This window comes from Eubacterium sp. Marseille-QA0814 (assembly GCF_965119675.1).
Lineage (GTDB): Bacteria > Bacillota > Clostridia > Lachnospirales > Lachnospiraceae > Eubacterium_G.
Genome location: NZ_CBCPMG010000001.1, coordinates 2,580,609 through 2,595,274, shown reverse-complemented (window position 1 = coordinate 2,595,274; position 14,666 = coordinate 2,580,609). Strand labels below are relative to the sequence as shown.

Below are 14,666 nucleotides of genomic sequence, written 5' to 3'. Positions count from 1 at the left end.
TTAGATCACCTCGCAAGTTCCGCCTGCCGCTTCGATTTTTGCCTTAGCTACTTCACTAAATGCATTTACTTTTACTGTAAGCTTTTTAGTTAATTCACCATCCCCAAGAATCTTAACGCCATCTCTAGCATTTTTGATTACACCTGCTTCAAGTAATGTTTCAACTGTAACAACTGTATCATTTTCGAATCTTTCTAATGCAGTAACATTGATACCAACGATATCTTTTGTATTAATATTAGTGAATCCTCTCTTAGGAATTCTTCTATATAATGGCATCTGACCACCTTCGAAACCAGGTCTAGGGCTTCCTGAACGAGCTTTCTGTCCTTTATGACCTTTACCAGCTGTCTTACCATTTCCTGAACCATGTCCACGGCCTCTTCTGAAATTATCACTATGTTTTGAACCTTCTGCAGGCTTTAAATTTGATAAATCCATTGTCGCACCTCCTATCTAAATTAAATTTCTTCAACTTTAACTAAATGTCTAACTCTCTGAATCATACCTCTGACTGCAGCGTTGTCAGGCATTTCAACTGTCTTGTTAAGCTTTGTAAGTCCTAAAGCTTCAGCTGTCTTTTTATTCTTTGGAACTGCTCCAATTGTTGATTTTACTAAAGTAATTCTTAATTTATCTGCCATTTCTAATTACCTCCCTTATTAGCCTAAAATCTCTTCTACAGTTTTACCGCGAAGTGTAGCTACTTCTTCTGGAGTCTTTAATGCAGCTAATCCTTCAATTGTAGCAAGAACTACGTTCTGCTTATTCTTTGAACCTAAAGACTTTGTACGAATGTTTGTAATACCAGCTAATTCTGCAACACTACGTGCAGGACCACCGGCGATAACTCCAGTACCTTCTTTAGCTCTCTTAAGAAGTACTTCTGCACTTCCGAATTTTCCAATAATGTCGTATGGAATACTATTGTTTTCATCCATAGGAACAGTAATAAGGTTCTTTATAGCATCCTCTTTACCTTTACGAATTGCTTCAGGAATTTCAGCTGCTTTTCCTAAACCTGCACCAACGTGTCCATGTTTATCACCAACTACTACTAAAGCTGCGAAACGCATATTACGTCCACCCTTTACTACCTTAGTAACACGTTTGATAGATACTACTGTCTCTTCTAACTCTAACTGACTTGCATCAATTATATCACGTCTCATGTGTGTTACCTCCTCAACTAAAATTCCAGACCAGCTTCTCTAGCTGCGTCTGCTAATGCCTGAACTTTTCCCTGGTAAATGAAGCCGCCTCTATCAAATACAACTTCCTTAATACCTTTTTCAACTGCTCTTTCTGCAATAACTTTACCAACATATGCTGCGGCATCAACGTTATTAGTTTTTTCTAACTCTTTCTTAACGTCAGCTTCTACTGTGGATGCTGCTACAAGAGTTTTTCCAACTGTATCGTCAATAATCTGAGCATATATATGATTATTACTTCTAAAAACTGCTAAACGTGGACATTCAGTTGTTCCACTTAAATGATTACGCAGTCTGTTATGTTTCTTAACGCGAATTTCGCTTCTAGATTTCTTACTAACCATTCTCTACACTCCTTTATTATTTACCAGTCTTACCAACTTTACGTCTGATAACCTCAGTATCGTACTTGATACCCTTACCCTTATATGGTTCAGGTTCTCTCTTACTTCTGATTTCTGCAGCGTACTGGCCTACTTTTTCTTTATCAATACCTTTTACAATGATTATGTTCTGTCCATCAAGAACTGTTTCTATTCCTTCTGGATCTTCCATTTCAACTGGATGTGAATAACCAAGTGAAAGTACTAACTTCTTACCCTGTTTCTGTGCTCTGTATCCAACACCGTTTACTTCAAGTTTCTTTTCGTAACCTTCTGTTACACCAATAACCATGTTGTAAATAAGTGTTCTTGTAAGACCATGTAAAGCTTTGTTTTTCTTTAAATCATTTGGTCTTGATACAACGACTTCTTCACCGTCAACTTTAATGTCCATAGCCTCTGGTAAAACTCTTTCAAGAGTTCCCTTTGGTCCTTTGACAGTCACTTTATTATTTTCTGCTACTTCAACAGTTACACCTGATGGAATAGCGATAGGCATTCTTCCTATACGTGACATTTCGCCTTACCTCCTTATATTTCGTCTAAATAGTGATGAACATAGTGTGAATAATGAAGATTTCTCTTCATATTCACTTGTTCATATTGCACTGTTTAAATTAATTACCAAACGAATGCGAGAACTTCTCCACCTACGTTTGCTTTTCTAGCTTCTTTATCTGTAATCACACCTTTGTTTGTTGATATGATTGCTGTTCCAAGTCCACCAAGAACTCTTGGTAATTCATCTTTTCCAGCATAAACACGAAGACCAGGTTTTGAAATCTTCTTGATTCCTGTAATAACTCTGTCGTTCTTGTCTGCACCATATTTTAATGTAATTCTAATTGTCTTGAAGTTTCCTTCTTCTAAAACTTCATACTTTGTGATATATCCTTCATTTACAAGAATTTCAGCAATAGCTAATTTCATCTTTGATGCAGGAACATCTACAGTATCATGTTTTGCAGTATTTGCATTACGAATTCTTGTAAGCATATCTGCGATTGGATCACTCATAGTCATAGTTTACTTCCTCCTTCAAATTTTCTCTTACCAGCTTGCTTTCTTAACGCCTGGTATCTGTCCTTTATATGCTAATTCACGGAAGCAAATTCTGCAGATTCCGTATTTCTTTAAATAAGCATGTGGACGACCACAGATTCTACAACGGTTGTAAGCCTGTGTTGAGAATTTAGCTTTTCTTTGCTGTTTAACTTTCATAGCAGTTCTAGCCATGGGTCTACCTCCTAATTACTTTGCAAATGGCATGTTAAATTGTGCCAATAATTCACGAGCTTCTTCATCAGTGTTAGCTGTAGTAACAAAGATAATGTCCATACCTCTAACCTTATCAACCTTATCGTATTCGATTTCTGGGAAAATAATCTGTTCTTTAATACCAAGAGCGTAGTTTCCTCTTCCATCAAATGCATTTGGATTAACACCTCTAAAGTCTCTTACACGAGGAAGTGCTAGATTTACTAATCTATCTAAGAATTCATACATTCTTTCTCCTCTAAGAGTAACCTTACATCCGATTGGCTGTCCTTCTCTTAACTTGAAGTTAGCTACTGAATTTTTAGCTCTTGTTACAACAGCCTTCTGACCTGTAATTGTTTCAAGATCTTTAACAGCTGTGTCTAAGATTTTAGCGTTTTCCTTTGCTTCGCCAACACCCATGTTTATAACAATCTTATCGAGTTTTGGAATCTGCATAACATTCTTATACTGGAACTTCTTCTGCATTTCATCCTTAATCTCGTTTAAATACTTTTCTTTAAGTCTGCTCAACTTTCTGGACCTCCTCTCTCAATTAATCGATTACGTCGCCTGTCTTCTTGGCAATACGTACTTTCTTTCCATCTTCTACTTTGAATCCAACTCTTGTAACCTGTCCTTTTACAACAAGCATAACGTTAGATACATTAATAGGTCCTTCCTGAGTTACGATTCCACCGTTCTGGTTCTGAGCACTTGGCTTAGTATGTTTTGTATGCATATTAACACCTTCAACTGTTACTGTACCCTTTTTAACATCAACGGCAACAACCTTACCTTCTTTACCTTTATCTTTACCTGCGATAACCTTTACAGTATCGCCCTTTTTAATCTTCATAGCTGACATTATGCGTACCTCCTATAAAACTTCAGGTGCTAAAGATACTATTCTCATAAATTTCTTATCTCTTAATTCTCTAGCAACTGGCCCAAAAATACGAGTTCCTCTTGGGGACATATCATCTTTTATAATTACAGCAGCATTTTCGTCAAATCTGATGTATGAACCATCTTTACGACGAGCGCCTTTAACAGTACGAACTACTACGGCTCTTACAACGTCACCTTTTTTGACAACTCCGCCTGGTGTTGCATCTTTAACAGTAGCAACGATAACATCACCAATGTTAGCATATCTTCTAGTAGATCCGCCCATTACTCTGATTGTAAGTAATTCTTTAGCGCCTGTATTATCAGCAACTTTAAGTCTACTTTCCTGTTGAATCATGCTGTATTCCTCCTATCTCTATATAAGGCCTATTTAGCCTTTTCAATAATTTCAACAAGTCTCCATCTCTTATCCTTTGAAAGTGGTCTTGTTTCCATAACTTTTACTGTATCACCGATACCGCACTGGTTTTCTTCGTCATGAGCTTTTAATTTGTAAGTTCTCTTAACGATTTTGTTATATAAAGGATGCTTTACATGATCCTCTACAGCAACAACGATTGTCTTATCCATCTTGTCGCTGACAACTTTTCCTGTACGTGTTTTTCTTAAATTTCTTTCCACAACAATTCTCCTTTCTTAATTAGGGATTAACCTGTAACTATTCAGCAGCATTTGCCTTTTCAACTATTAAAGTCTGAATTCTGGCAATATTTTTTCTAACTTCTTTAATTCTGCTTGTGTTATCTAACTGGTTTGTTGCGTTCTGGAATCTTAAATTGAAAAGTTCCTTTTTAGCAGCTACTAATTCATCTTCTAATTCTGCAGCTGATTTTGCTCTTAAATCTTCTACATATTCCTTAATTTTCACTGTTATCACCGCCTTCTAAATCTTCACGAGATACAACCTTGCATTTAATTGGAAGTTTGTGTGTTGCAAGACGTAATGCTTCTTTAGCCACTTCATCAGGGACTCCTGAAATTTCGAACATTACTCTTCCTGGCTTAACTACTGCTACCCAATATTCAAGTGCACCTTTACCTTTACCCATTCGAGTTTCAGCTGGTGTAGCTGTTACTGGCTTGTCTGGGAAAATCTTGATCCAAACTTTACCACCACGCTTTACGTAACGTGTCATAGCAATTCTGGCAGCTTCAATCTGATTTGACTTAACCCAACCAGGTTCCATTGCTACGATACCATATTCACCATATGAAATCTTGTTTCCTCTAGTTGCTTTTCCTCTCATAGAACCACGGAACTGTTTTCTATGTTTAACTCTTTTTGGCATTAACATTATTTATCGCTCCCTTCTTTAGTTGGAAGTATTTCGCCGTTGTAAATCCAAACCTTTACACCTACTTTTCCGTAAGTTGTATCAGCTTCCGCGAAACCATAATCGATATCAGCACGTAATGTCTGAAGTGGAATTGTTCCTTCGCTGTAGAACTCTGTACGAGCCATATCAGCACCACCAAGACGTCCTGATGTTGAAGCCTTAATTCCTAAAGCTCCAGCCTTCATTGTTCTAGACATTGCAGACTTCATAGCTCTTCTGAAAGATACACGGTTTTCTAACTGCTGTGCAATGTTTTCTGCAACAAGCTGTGCATCCTTATCAGGTCTCTTAACGTCTTTAACGTCCATGAATAACTTCTTATCTGTCATTTTCTGAACTTCAGCTTTAACTTTTTCTATTTCAGCGCCACCTTTTCCGATTACAAGACCAGGCTTAGCTGTGTAAACATTAACTCTTACTCTGTCAGATGATCTTTCGATTTCAATCTTAGAAACACCTGTACTGTATAATCTCTTCTTTAAGTATGTTCTGATTTTGTAGTCTTCAACTAGGTTGTCAGCAAAATCAGCTTCTGCATACCATCTTGAGTCCCAGTCTTTAATAACTCCGACTCTTAATCCATGTGGATTAACTTTCTGTCCCATACTTTGCCTCCTATCTTATCTCTCATCAAGCACAATAGTAATGTGGCTGTTTCTCTTTAAGATTCTATAAGCTCTACCCTGTGCTCTAGGTTTGATTCTCTTCATTGTAGGTGCTGAATTTGCATAGCATTCTGCAATGTAAAGTTTACTAACATCCATGTTATTGTTGTTTTCAGCATTTGCAATAGCTGAATTTAATAATTTCAAAATTACGCTTGATGCATATCTTGGGTTGTATGTTAAAATACCGATTGCTGTTTCAACATCTTTACCTCTGATGGCATCTAAAACGAAGCATGCCTTCTGTACAGACACTCTAGCGTAAGATAACTTAGCTGATGGTCTTGTATCTTTATTAGCATTTCTCTCTCTCTTTATCTGGGATCTATGTCCTTTTGCCATAGATGAGACCTCCTTTCAAATTCTAACGGTTATTTAACCTCTCTTTTCGTCTTTTCCGTGTCCTCTGTAAGTTCTAGTAGAAACGAATTCACCAAGTTTATGTCCAACCATATCTTCTGTAACATATACTGGAACATGCTTTCTACCATCATGGACAGCGATTGTGTGTCCAACCATCTGTGGGAAAATTGTTGAACGTCTTGACCAAGTCTTAACAACTGTCTTTTCATCAGTCTCGTTCAATGCTTCAATCTTCTTCATTAAGCTCTCATCCGCAAATGGGCCTTTTTTTAATGATCTAGCCATTAGTTTCTACCTCCTATTTCATGTTCTTTCCGTCACGTCTTCTAACGATCATCTTGTTTGACTTCTTATTCTTCTTACGAGTCTTTAAGCCAAGTGCTGGTTTACCCCAAGGTGTACATGGACCTGGACGACCAACTGGTGCACGTCCTTCACCACCACCGTGTGGATGGTCATTAGGGTTCATAACAGAACCACGAACTGTAGGTCTGATACCCATATTACGCTTACGTCCTGCTTTACCAATGTTTACAAGACCGTGTTCAATATTACCAACAGTACCGATTGTTGCTCTGCAAACTAAAGGTACTAATCTCATTTCTCCTGAAGGAAGTCTCAATGTTGCATATTTGCCTTCCTTAGCCATTAACTGAGCTACGTTTCCGGCAGCACGAACTAACTGTCCACCCTTTCCTGGATATAACTCAATGTTGTGGATTTCTGTACCAACTGGGATAGCTGATAATGGTAAGCAGTTACCAACTTTAACTTCAGCGTTTTCACCATTCATAAGTACATCGCCAACTTTTAATCCGTTAGGAGCAAGGATATAAGTCTTTTCACCATCAGCGTAGCAAATTAATGCGATGTTTGCTGTTCTGTTTGGATCATATTCAATACTCTTAACTGTTGCTGGAACATCAACTTTGTTTCTCTTAAAGTCGATAATTCTATATTTTCTTCTAGAACCACCACCATGGTGTCTAACTGTTATTTTACCCTGATTGTTACGACCAGCTGTTTTCTTGAGAGATACTGTTAAAGACTTCTCTGGTGCTGCCTTTGTAATCTCTGCATTGTCAAGCATAGTCATAGCTCTTCTTGAAGGTGTGTATGGGTTAAATGTCTTAATTCCCATTTTAATTCTCCTTTCAAACTAAACATTTATTATCACGCTTGTTTCTGCGTCTAACTATTTCCTGTAAGCGATAAGGTATCCTCCCACTTTGTGGGTCCCTCCTTACCGCAATCTATAAACCAGCGAAGATTTCAATATCTGCACTGTCTTCTGTTAACTGAACGATAGCTTTCTTCTTAGTTGCTGTCTTTCCAGTTACATAACCACGTCTACGGTTCTTGCCGTTTAAGTTCATTGTGCTAACGCTTTCTACTTTTGCTCCTTCGAACATTTTTTCAACTGCATCTGCAACCTGTGACTTAGTAGCTTCTGTGTGAACGTAGAATGTATATTTCTTTTCTGCCATAGCGTTCATACTTTTTTCAGTAATAACTGGTGAAAGTATAACGTCATAATATTTAATATCTGCCATTATGCGTACACCTCCTCAATTGTTGCTACAGCTGCTTTTTCAACTACTAATGTATCGTACTTAAGAATGTCGTATACATTGATTGTGTTTGTTAAAGCAGTTTTCACTGTAGGGATGTTCTTAGCTGATCTTACTGTGTTAACATCATTTTCGTTTAATACTACTAATGCCTTGTCAGCCTTTAAGTTTGCCATAACCTTTGCAAATTCCTTTGTCTTAGGAGCTTCAAACTTAAGTTCGTCAACTACGATTAACTTTCCTTCATTAACTCTTGATGTTAATGCTGATTTAAGAGCTAATCTCTTTTCTTTCTTATTCATCTTAAATGAATAATCTCTTGGTGTTGGAGCGAATACAACTCCACCGCCTGTCCACTGTGGAGATCTTGTTGAACCCTGTCTTGCATGACCAGTTCCTTTCTGTCTCCATGGTTTTCTTCCGCCACCGCTAACTTCTGAACGAGTTTTAGCTTTCTGTGTACCCTGGCGTTTGTTTGCGAGCTGGCTTACAACAGCCTGATGTACTAAGTTTTCATTAACTTCAACACCAAATACTGCATCGCTAAGTTCGATTGTTCCAACTTCGCTTCCTTCCATATTTAAAACAGATACTTTTGCCATCTGTGCGTTCCTCCTTTCAAATACTACTTACCGGCTTTAACAGATTCTTTAATTGTTACTAAAGCTTTCTTAGGTCCCGGTACAGCACCTTTAACTAAGAGTAAGTTCTTTTCTGCGTCAACTCTAACGATTTCAAGGTTCTGAGTTGTAACCTTCTTGCCACCCATGTGACCAGGCATTCTCTTTCCTTTAAATACCTTACTTGGTGATGAACAAGCACCGTTTGAACCAGCATGTCTATGATACTTTGAACCATGAGCCATAGGTCCTCTTGACTGTCCATGTCTCTTAATTGCGCCCTGGAATCCTTTTCCCTTTGCAATTGCAGTTGCATCAACCTTATCTCCAGCTTCAAAAATTTCAGCCTTGATTTCGTCTTTAACTGCGTATTCACCTTCGAGTTTAAATTCTCTTACATATCTCTTGTAAGATACGCCTGCCTTGTCAAACATTCCCTTAACTGGTTTGTTAACAAGTTTTTCTCTGATATCTTCGAAACCAACCTGTACTGCATCGTAACCGTCGTTTTCAACTGTCTTAACCTGTGTTACTACACAAGGTCCAGCCTGAAGAACTGTTACTGGTACTAATTCGCCAGCTTCGTTGAAGATCTGAGTCATTCCAACTTTTTTCGCTAAAATAGCTTTCTTCATTTTAATTACCTCCTGTTAATCTACAGCGGATCGCTTTCCGCGATCATCCTAGAACAGTTTCATAACTAATCCGTCTGATTAATTATCTATATAAACCTTCAAGGATAATTTCTCACTATTTGTTTTTCATTTTGATATCAATATAAACACCTGCTGGCATTTCAAGCTTTGATAAAGCTTCTACTGCCTTCTGGTTTGGAGTAATGATATCGATGAGTCTCTTATGAGTTCTCTGTTCAAACTGTTCTCTTGAATCTTTGTACTTATGAACAGCTCTAAGAATAGTAACTACTTCTTTCTTAGTTGGTAGAGGTACTGGACCACTAACTTCTGTTCCTGTCTTCTTTGCAGTTTCAACAATTTTCTTAGCTGACTGATCTACTAATTTGTGATCGTAAGCCTTAAGTGTAATTCTCATTACTTGTGCCATAAAAAAAGCCGCCTCCTTTTCGTACTATTTAGCACGACAAGCGGTGACCGTACAACCTTTCCGTGCGTGTCGTATTCTCTACAACTTCGCATGGACGTTTCCACTCTATGGTGGACTCAATTATTTGTACAGTGACTTGTCGCCAGTTTCCTAACTTGACATTCGCTCCACGGAAAACCTACATATATGTAATGTAGCAACCTCACGTTTCAACGCTATCATGTCACAGCAAGAGTTATCATAACACAACTCTTTTCTAAATGCAATACCCTTTTTCAAAAAGTTTTAAGTTTTCAAAATGTTTCTTTTTTCTTCAATAAACATTTAGGCAATCCTATATCTTGACTATTTTTCATAAACAAACACCTCCGACAATATACATAACCAGTATATACATTGCCAAAGGTGTTTTCAATACATGACCTATGTTTTCATAACATTTCTGCTATTTAGTAATTCTCAGCATGTACTTCAAAGAAGCTCTGTGGGTGATTACATACAGGGCAAACTTCCGGTGCTTTTGTTCCTACGCAAATGTGACCGCAGTTTCTGCATTCCCATACTTTTACTTCACTCTTTTCAAATACCTGTGCTGTTTCAATATTCTTAAGTAAAGCACGATATCTTTCTTCGTGATGTTTTTCAATTTCTGCAACTAAACGGAATTTCTTTGCTAGTTCAGGGAAACCCTCTTCTTCGGCTGTCTTTGCAAAGCCTTCATACATGTCTGTCCATTCGAAATTTTCACCTTCAGCTGCTGCTGCAAGGTTTTCTGATGTATCTCCCAGACCACTTAATTCTTTGAACCACATTTTTGCATGTTCCTTTTCATTGTCAGCTGTTTTTAAGAATAATGAAGAAATCTGTTCATATCCTTCCTTCTTTGCAACTGATGCAAAATATGTGTATTTATTTCTAGCCTGTGATTCTCCTGCAAATGCAGCCTCTAAGTTTTTCTCTGTCTGTGTTCCCTCATACTTATTTGCCATAACGCTACCTCCAAATTTTGTATATTTTGTAATTAAAATAATTATAACACAACACTTCATCGAAACAACCTTTTATTGTTTCTAATTCTTTTATATTTTTACCGTTTTCAACTTTTAACACTTAATAAACTTTAATTACTTTTAATTGTTTATTGATGCTTTCTATGTTAATATATTAGCGGTTATTAAATAATGGATTTTGCAATACATTATTGATTATTTAAAAATAAATTATTAATTATTTAAATATTATATTTCAGGATGCATTATGAACTAATCATACAAGATATTAAAAATCATATTATAATAGGAAGTAACCTATTAAATACTTAACTTTAAATTTTAACGATAAAGAGGATTAATTTATGTGGATTGCAGATAATTGGAAAGATTATGAAGTTATAGATACTTCAACAGGAGAAAAATTAGAGAGATGGGGTGACTATCTTTTAGTCAGACCTGACCCTCAGGTTATTTGGAACACTCCAAAGAAAAACAAAGGCTGGCACAAGCACAACGGTCACTATCACAGAAGCAACAAAGGCGGTGGAAAATGGGACTTTTTCAATTTGCCTGAACAATGGACAATTAATTATAAGAACCTTACATTTAATCTTAAACCTTTTAGTTTTAAGCATACAGGATTATTTCCAGAGCAAGCTACTAACTGGGACTGGTTTTCAGAGAAGATTCGCAATGCCGGTAGACCTGTTAAGGTATTAAACCTTTTTGCTTATACAGGTGGGGCTACTTTGGCTGCTCTAGAAGCCGGTGCTCATGTTACACACGTTGACGCTTCAAAGGGAATGGTTACATGGGCAAAAGAAAACGCCGTTTCTTCAGGACTTGCTGACAGACCTGTGAGATGGTTAGTTGATGACTGTGTAAAATTTGTTGAAAGAGAAATCCGTCGTGGGAACAAATATGATGGAATCATTATGGATCCACCTTCTTACGGTAGAGGTCCAAAGGGAGAAACTTGGAAAATTGAGGAAAGCATTTTTCCATTTGTGGAATTATGTACAAATATTTTAAGTGATAATCCTTTATTCTTCCTTATTAACTCTTATACAACAGGCTTACAGCCGGCAGTTTTGAATTATATGATTAACACTGCTATTGTGCCAAAGTTTGGTGGAAAAGTTGAAGCAGAAGAAATTGGGCTTCCTGTATCATCAAATGGTCTTGTTTTACCTTGTGGGGCTTCAGGACGTTGGAGTAAATAAATTACATAAGTGAAACATCTAATTCCAAATAATGATTTTATATATGGCATAGAAACTAATGTGAATTTCTAACATATAAAAATAAACAGTTATGATTATAATATTACTCACTGTAATGTAATGGGGCCTTTGTCCCAATCTACTACAGTAAATTATATTATTTCATAACTGTTTTTATTATAAAATTCCTAGTTATTCTTAAATCTAATACAATACTTAAACTTGATATTATTCTTAATCTAAAATTATTGTACTATTCTTAAACTTAATTTTTATATTCTTCTTAAACTTAATTATTTATGTTATCCCTAAACTTAATTAACATTTGATAATTTATATTTCCACTTCTTCCATTGTAAATTCTTTATCTCGAATATCTGAGCAAATTGCCATAACGTAAAGCTTATCTAACTTGATTTGCAAGATGGCGTAGCCGGGATTATCTATAATTCTTGGATTGCCATGGCTTAAATCAATTTCAAAAGAATTTAAGGGTTTTCTTAAACCTATGCCAATGTTTTTAAGATAGGCTTCTTTTATGGTCCAAATTTCGTGGAATCTTTGTCTTTGAATTTCGTAGTTGTCGTTCTCGTTTATATAAGCACACTCATTTGCGCAGAAATTCTTTTCGGCAATTAGATGATTGTGTTTTTCCATTCTTTGAATGTCTATACCGATATTATATTCTGACACAACAATAACAACGTAGTTTCCTGAATGGGAGATATTAAAAGACATTTTTGTTCTTGTAAAATGAGGTTTGCCATTTTTTGCTACCATAATTTCGTCTTTAATATCAAACTTTTCACGTATGTAATTAATAAGCAAGCCTGCGCCGAGACATCTTAACTTATCGTCTGTTTTCTTTAGTCTTTCGATTTTTGCAAGTCTTCTTGGACTTACTTCTTTAACTTTTTGTGCAAATATATTTTTATTTCTTAATGGTGTTATATTAAAATAATAAACCTTCATTTCTTTTCCTCTTTTATTTATATTTTTACTCTGTAATGTCTGCTAACTGGAAGCGGATAACCTTTTCCAAATCTCCAAGTGCCAACTCTACCTGATAACCGATTTTGCCGCCGCTAAACATAATGGTGTCGTAATTCTTTGCTGTTTCGTCAATTGTTGTCTTAAAGAACTTTTTCATTCCTATTGGAGAACAGCCACCATGTATATAACCTGTAAGTGGTAAAAGTTCTTTTGACTTAAGCATTTCAATTTTCTTCTCGCCAACAGCTTTTGCTGCCTTCTTTAAATCAAGTTCTTTACAAACAGGAACCAAAAAAACGTAATAGTTTTTTGATTTTGAAACCGTAACTAAAGTCTTAAAGACCCCATTAGGATCCTGACCTAGTGCTTTTGCTACCTGGTCACCGGCTACTGCCTCTGAGGCTACATAATTGTGGCTTTTGTAATTAATCTTTTTGCTGTCCAAAACTCTCATTACATTTGTCTTTTCTTCTTTTTTCATTTTATATTCCTTCTTTTTGTACTTATTCTTTTCATTTTTCTTTTATAACTTTTTATATTTTTTCTGTAACAACAAAGAATGTCACTTGCGATATTCTACGCACCTGATACGTTTAATTTATTTTTAGGTTACATTATGTTGTATAAAAAACACTGTGGCTCATGGGAATTGATTATTCCTACTGCCTGCAAATATGAATAAATAATTGTGCTTCCCACAAAGCTCATCCCCCTCTTCTTTAAATCTTTTGAAATTGTATCTGACAAATCAGAGGTTGTTTTATCGTATTCATAAATGATTTTATAGTTTGTAAATCCCCAGATGTATTTATCAAAGCTGCCAAACTCTGCAATAATATTTTTGAAAGCTTTTGCATTCTTAACCGTAGCTGAAATTTTCAGCTTGTTTCTGATTATGCCGGGATTATTTCTTAATTCTTCTAATTTGTTTGCATCATAGTTACAAATTTTTTCTAAATCAAAGTTATCGAAAGCCTCTCTAAAAGCTTCCCTTTTGTTTAAAACACATTCCCATGACAAACCAGCCTGAAAACCCTCCAATAGAAGCATTTCAAATAACTTGTGGTCATCATGAACAGGAACGCCCCATTCCTTATCGTGATATTCAACATATTTTTCATTTTTTTCGTTAAGCCAATGGCACTTTTTCACTTCCTGCATGGGATTCAAAACCTTTCATTTCCAACTGTCAATTATATAGCATTTTATAAATGATTACAATTTACTATTTCGCTTTTTAGTAAATAAATCATTTTATTTTCGTCCTATTTTTCAACTTTTTTTACAAACCACTACCATTCTGCTGTTTTCATTTGTATTTTCACAAGTGGACAATGTTATTATTTTGTCCTTTGATGTAATCTGCTCACCTGTATCGTAGAGTTTCAGCTTCGAAAGTTTTTCTATGTATTTTAGAGTTTTTTTCTTGTCTGACCAGTTCTCTGCGTTATAGTATTCAAATGCATTTTTCACATTTACTTCTGAAACAAAAGCATAAACTACCAGATAGGTTCCACTGGCTTTTGTTGTGTCAAACTGTACATATTTATGTTCTTTGTAAAAATCCTTGTTTTTGTATTTAGTTAGGTCCGAAAACATTGTTCCGTTTTTCATGTTTAAAATCCTTTTCAGCCTTTTTGCACTTTTAATTTTACATTTATCTCATATTTTTTCAATAGAAAGAAGGTACATTACATCCTCTGGGAATTGCCACGCCGTTTGTGCTTCTGCTCACCAATAAATTGCCATAGACACTGGTTGGGATAATTGTTGCAACCAGTGCTAAAATCAATATTAGTGATGTCCATTTCCTATTTAATTTAGCCTTACCCATAACAACCTCCTGGTGTGGTTTTCTTTTACACTTTCTCCTTTTCTTTTTTTCCCATATATTATAATAATTTGCATAAATAAAAATAGGGGCTGTCCCACTAGCGGCAGCCTATTTCAATAAAAATTTTTTTTTAAAAACACCTACAGCCAGGCTCCTAAAAGTCTGGCTGTAGGTGTATAATTAAGTTATGTAAAAACCAAAATTAACACATACGAATTATACTTTAAATAGAAGCGG

At 35.9% G+C, this 14,666-nt stretch carries 28 protein-coding genes; 1 reads left to right on the top strand and 27 read right to left on the bottom strand.

Features of this window, described 5'->3' with window-relative positions:
- The 22 genes from rplO to rbr all read right to left on the bottom strand — a co-directional run bounded on the left by rplO (position 1) and on the right by rbr (position 10,376).
- Positions 1–441 carry a 50S ribosomal protein L15 gene (gene rplO / locus ACQY63_RS11765; protein WP_022165090.1) on the bottom strand — a complete coding sequence of 147 codons (441 nt, stop codon included), beginning with the start codon at positions 439–441 and terminating at the stop codon, positions 1–3.
- 20 nt (positions 442–461) lie between these two features.
- A complete protein-coding gene (rpmD, locus tag ACQY63_RS11760) occupies positions 462–644 on the bottom strand; it encodes a 50S ribosomal protein L30 (RefSeq protein ID WP_022165089.1) in 183 nt (60 codons plus the stop codon).
- 18 nt (positions 645–662) lie between these two features.
- Positions 663–1,172 (bottom strand): 30S ribosomal protein S5, encoded by a 510-nt coding sequence (rpsE, locus tag ACQY63_RS11755; protein WP_118000545.1) that lies wholly within the window; start codon positions 1,170–1,172, stop codon positions 663–665.
- A 17-nt stretch (positions 1,173–1,189) separates the two neighbouring features.
- The gene (rplR, locus tag ACQY63_RS11750; RefSeq protein ID WP_022165550.1) at positions 1,190–1,558 is read right to left on the bottom strand and encodes a 50S ribosomal protein L18; all 369 of its coding nucleotides are present in this window, start codon (positions 1,556–1,558) and stop codon (positions 1,190–1,192) included.
- A gap of 16 nt (positions 1,559–1,574) precedes the next feature.
- Positions 1,575–2,114 carry a 50S ribosomal protein L6 gene (rplF, locus tag ACQY63_RS11745; protein WP_022165551.1) on the bottom strand — a complete coding sequence of 180 codons (540 nt, stop codon included), beginning with the start codon at positions 2,112–2,114 and terminating at the stop codon, positions 1,575–1,577.
- A gap of 104 nt (positions 2,115–2,218) precedes the next feature.
- Positions 2,219–2,620: a 30S ribosomal protein S8 gene (gene rpsH, locus ACQY63_RS11740; RefSeq protein WP_022165552.1), complete on the bottom strand. Its 402-nt coding sequence runs from the start codon at positions 2,618–2,620 to the stop codon at positions 2,219–2,221.
- A 27-nt stretch (positions 2,621–2,647) separates the two neighbouring features.
- A complete protein-coding gene (locus ACQY63_RS11735; protein WP_021952764.1) occupies positions 2,648–2,833 on the bottom strand; it encodes a type Z 30S ribosomal protein S14 in 186 nt (61 codons plus the stop codon).
- Positions 2,834–2,848: 15 nt separating this feature from the next.
- The gene (gene rplE / locus ACQY63_RS11730; RefSeq protein WP_022165553.1) at positions 2,849–3,388 is read right to left on the bottom strand and encodes a 50S ribosomal protein L5; all 540 of its coding nucleotides are present in this window, start codon (positions 3,386–3,388) and stop codon (positions 2,849–2,851) included.
- Between the two features lie 22 nt (positions 3,389–3,410).
- Positions 3,411–3,722 carry a 50S ribosomal protein L24 gene (gene rplX, locus ACQY63_RS11725; RefSeq protein WP_022165554.1) on the bottom strand — a complete coding sequence of 104 codons (312 nt, stop codon included), beginning with the start codon at positions 3,720–3,722 and terminating at the stop codon, positions 3,411–3,413.
- A gap of 12 nt (positions 3,723–3,734) precedes the next feature.
- Positions 3,735–4,103 carry a 50S ribosomal protein L14 gene (gene rplN / locus ACQY63_RS11720; RefSeq protein WP_022165555.1) on the bottom strand — a complete coding sequence of 123 codons (369 nt, stop codon included), beginning with the start codon at positions 4,101–4,103 and terminating at the stop codon, positions 3,735–3,737.
- A 29-nt stretch (positions 4,104–4,132) separates the two neighbouring features.
- The gene (gene rpsQ / locus ACQY63_RS11715; protein ID WP_021952768.1) at positions 4,133–4,387 is read right to left on the bottom strand and encodes a 30S ribosomal protein S17; all 255 of its coding nucleotides are present in this window, start codon (positions 4,385–4,387) and stop codon (positions 4,133–4,135) included.
- Positions 4,388–4,424: 37 nt separating this feature from the next.
- Positions 4,425–4,634 carry a 50S ribosomal protein L29 gene (gene rpmC, locus ACQY63_RS11710; protein WP_022165556.1) on the bottom strand — a complete coding sequence of 70 codons (210 nt, stop codon included), beginning with the start codon at positions 4,632–4,634 and terminating at the stop codon, positions 4,425–4,427.
- Entirely contained in the window at positions 4,624–5,061 is a 438-nt protein-coding gene (gene rplP / locus ACQY63_RS11705) for a 50S ribosomal protein L16 (protein ID WP_022165557.1), read from the bottom strand. Before rplP ends, rpmC begins: the two co-directional genes overlap by 11 nt.
- Positions 5,061–5,708: a 30S ribosomal protein S3 gene (rpsC, locus tag ACQY63_RS11700; RefSeq protein ID WP_022165558.1), complete on the bottom strand. Its 648-nt coding sequence runs from the start codon at positions 5,706–5,708 to the stop codon at positions 5,061–5,063. Before rpsC ends, rplP begins: the two co-directional genes overlap by 1 nt.
- 15 nt (positions 5,709–5,723) lie before the next feature.
- Positions 5,724–6,110: a 50S ribosomal protein L22 gene (gene rplV, locus ACQY63_RS11695; RefSeq protein ID WP_022165559.1), complete on the bottom strand. Its 387-nt coding sequence runs from the start codon at positions 6,108–6,110 to the stop codon at positions 5,724–5,726.
- A 33-nt stretch (positions 6,111–6,143) separates the two neighbouring features.
- Positions 6,144–6,416 (bottom strand): 30S ribosomal protein S19, encoded by a 273-nt coding sequence (gene rpsS, locus ACQY63_RS11690; RefSeq protein ID WP_022165560.1) that lies wholly within the window; start codon positions 6,414–6,416, stop codon positions 6,144–6,146.
- A gap of 13 nt (positions 6,417–6,429) precedes the next feature.
- Positions 6,430–7,272: a 50S ribosomal protein L2 gene (gene rplB / locus ACQY63_RS11685; RefSeq protein ID WP_022165561.1), complete on the bottom strand. Its 843-nt coding sequence runs from the start codon at positions 7,270–7,272 to the stop codon at positions 6,430–6,432.
- 112 nt (positions 7,273–7,384) lie between these two features.
- Positions 7,385–7,684 carry a 50S ribosomal protein L23 gene (gene rplW, locus ACQY63_RS11680; RefSeq protein ID WP_022165562.1) on the bottom strand — a complete coding sequence of 100 codons (300 nt, stop codon included), beginning with the start codon at positions 7,682–7,684 and terminating at the stop codon, positions 7,385–7,387.
- Positions 7,684–8,304, bottom strand: a complete 621-nt coding sequence (rplD, locus tag ACQY63_RS11675) for a 50S ribosomal protein L4 (RefSeq protein WP_022165563.1) — start codon at positions 8,302–8,304, stop codon at positions 7,684–7,686. The genes rplW and rplD overlap by 1 nt, the downstream gene beginning before the upstream one ends.
- Before the next feature lie 23 nt (positions 8,305–8,327).
- On the bottom strand, positions 8,328–8,957 hold the full coding sequence (rplC, locus tag ACQY63_RS11670; RefSeq protein ID WP_022165564.1) for a 50S ribosomal protein L3: 630 nt from the start codon (positions 8,955–8,957) through the stop codon (positions 8,328–8,330).
- A gap of 115 nt (positions 8,958–9,072) precedes the next feature.
- The gene (rpsJ, locus tag ACQY63_RS11665; RefSeq protein WP_022165565.1) at positions 9,073–9,387 is read right to left on the bottom strand and encodes a 30S ribosomal protein S10; all 315 of its coding nucleotides are present in this window, start codon (positions 9,385–9,387) and stop codon (positions 9,073–9,075) included.
- Between the two features lie 449 nt (positions 9,388–9,836).
- Positions 9,837–10,376: a rubrerythrin gene (gene rbr, locus ACQY63_RS11660; protein ID WP_022165566.1), complete on the bottom strand. Its 540-nt coding sequence runs from the start codon at positions 10,374–10,376 to the stop codon at positions 9,837–9,839.
- Positions 10,377–10,741: 365 nt separating this feature from the next.
- Between rbr and ACQY63_RS11655 the strand changes: the two genes are divergently transcribed.
- Positions 10,742–11,602, top strand: coding sequence for a class I SAM-dependent methyltransferase (locus tag ACQY63_RS11655; protein WP_022165567.1), 861 nt, complete (start codon positions 10,742–10,744; stop codon positions 11,600–11,602).
- A 333-nt stretch (positions 11,603–11,935) separates the two neighbouring features.
- Here ACQY63_RS11655 and ACQY63_RS11650 read toward each other — a convergent pair whose 3' ends face one another.
- The 5 genes from ACQY63_RS11650 to ACQY63_RS11630 form a co-directional block, all read right to left on the bottom strand.
- Positions 11,936–12,574: a 4'-phosphopantetheinyl transferase family protein gene (locus ACQY63_RS11650; protein ID WP_022165568.1), complete on the bottom strand. Its 639-nt coding sequence runs from the start codon at positions 12,572–12,574 to the stop codon at positions 11,936–11,938.
- Positions 12,575–12,599: 25 nt separating this feature from the next.
- On the bottom strand, positions 12,600–13,076 hold the full coding sequence (gene ybaK / locus ACQY63_RS11645; RefSeq protein ID WP_022165569.1) for a Cys-tRNA(Pro) deacylase: 477 nt from the start codon (positions 13,074–13,076) through the stop codon (positions 12,600–12,602).
- 128 nt (positions 13,077–13,204) lie between these two features.
- On the bottom strand, positions 13,205–13,756 hold the full coding sequence (locus ACQY63_RS11640) for a DNA-3-methyladenine glycosylase I (protein WP_428245259.1): 552 nt from the start codon (positions 13,754–13,756) through the stop codon (positions 13,205–13,207).
- A gap of 111 nt (positions 13,757–13,867) precedes the next feature.
- A complete protein-coding gene (locus ACQY63_RS11635) occupies positions 13,868–14,209 on the bottom strand; it encodes a class B sortase (RefSeq protein ID WP_022165571.1) in 342 nt (113 codons plus the stop codon).
- A gap of 58 nt (positions 14,210–14,267) precedes the next feature.
- Positions 14,268–14,429 (bottom strand): hypothetical protein, encoded by a 162-nt coding sequence (locus tag ACQY63_RS11630; protein ID WP_022165572.1) that lies wholly within the window; start codon positions 14,427–14,429, stop codon positions 14,268–14,270.
- Positions 14,430–14,666: the final 237 nt, after the last annotated feature.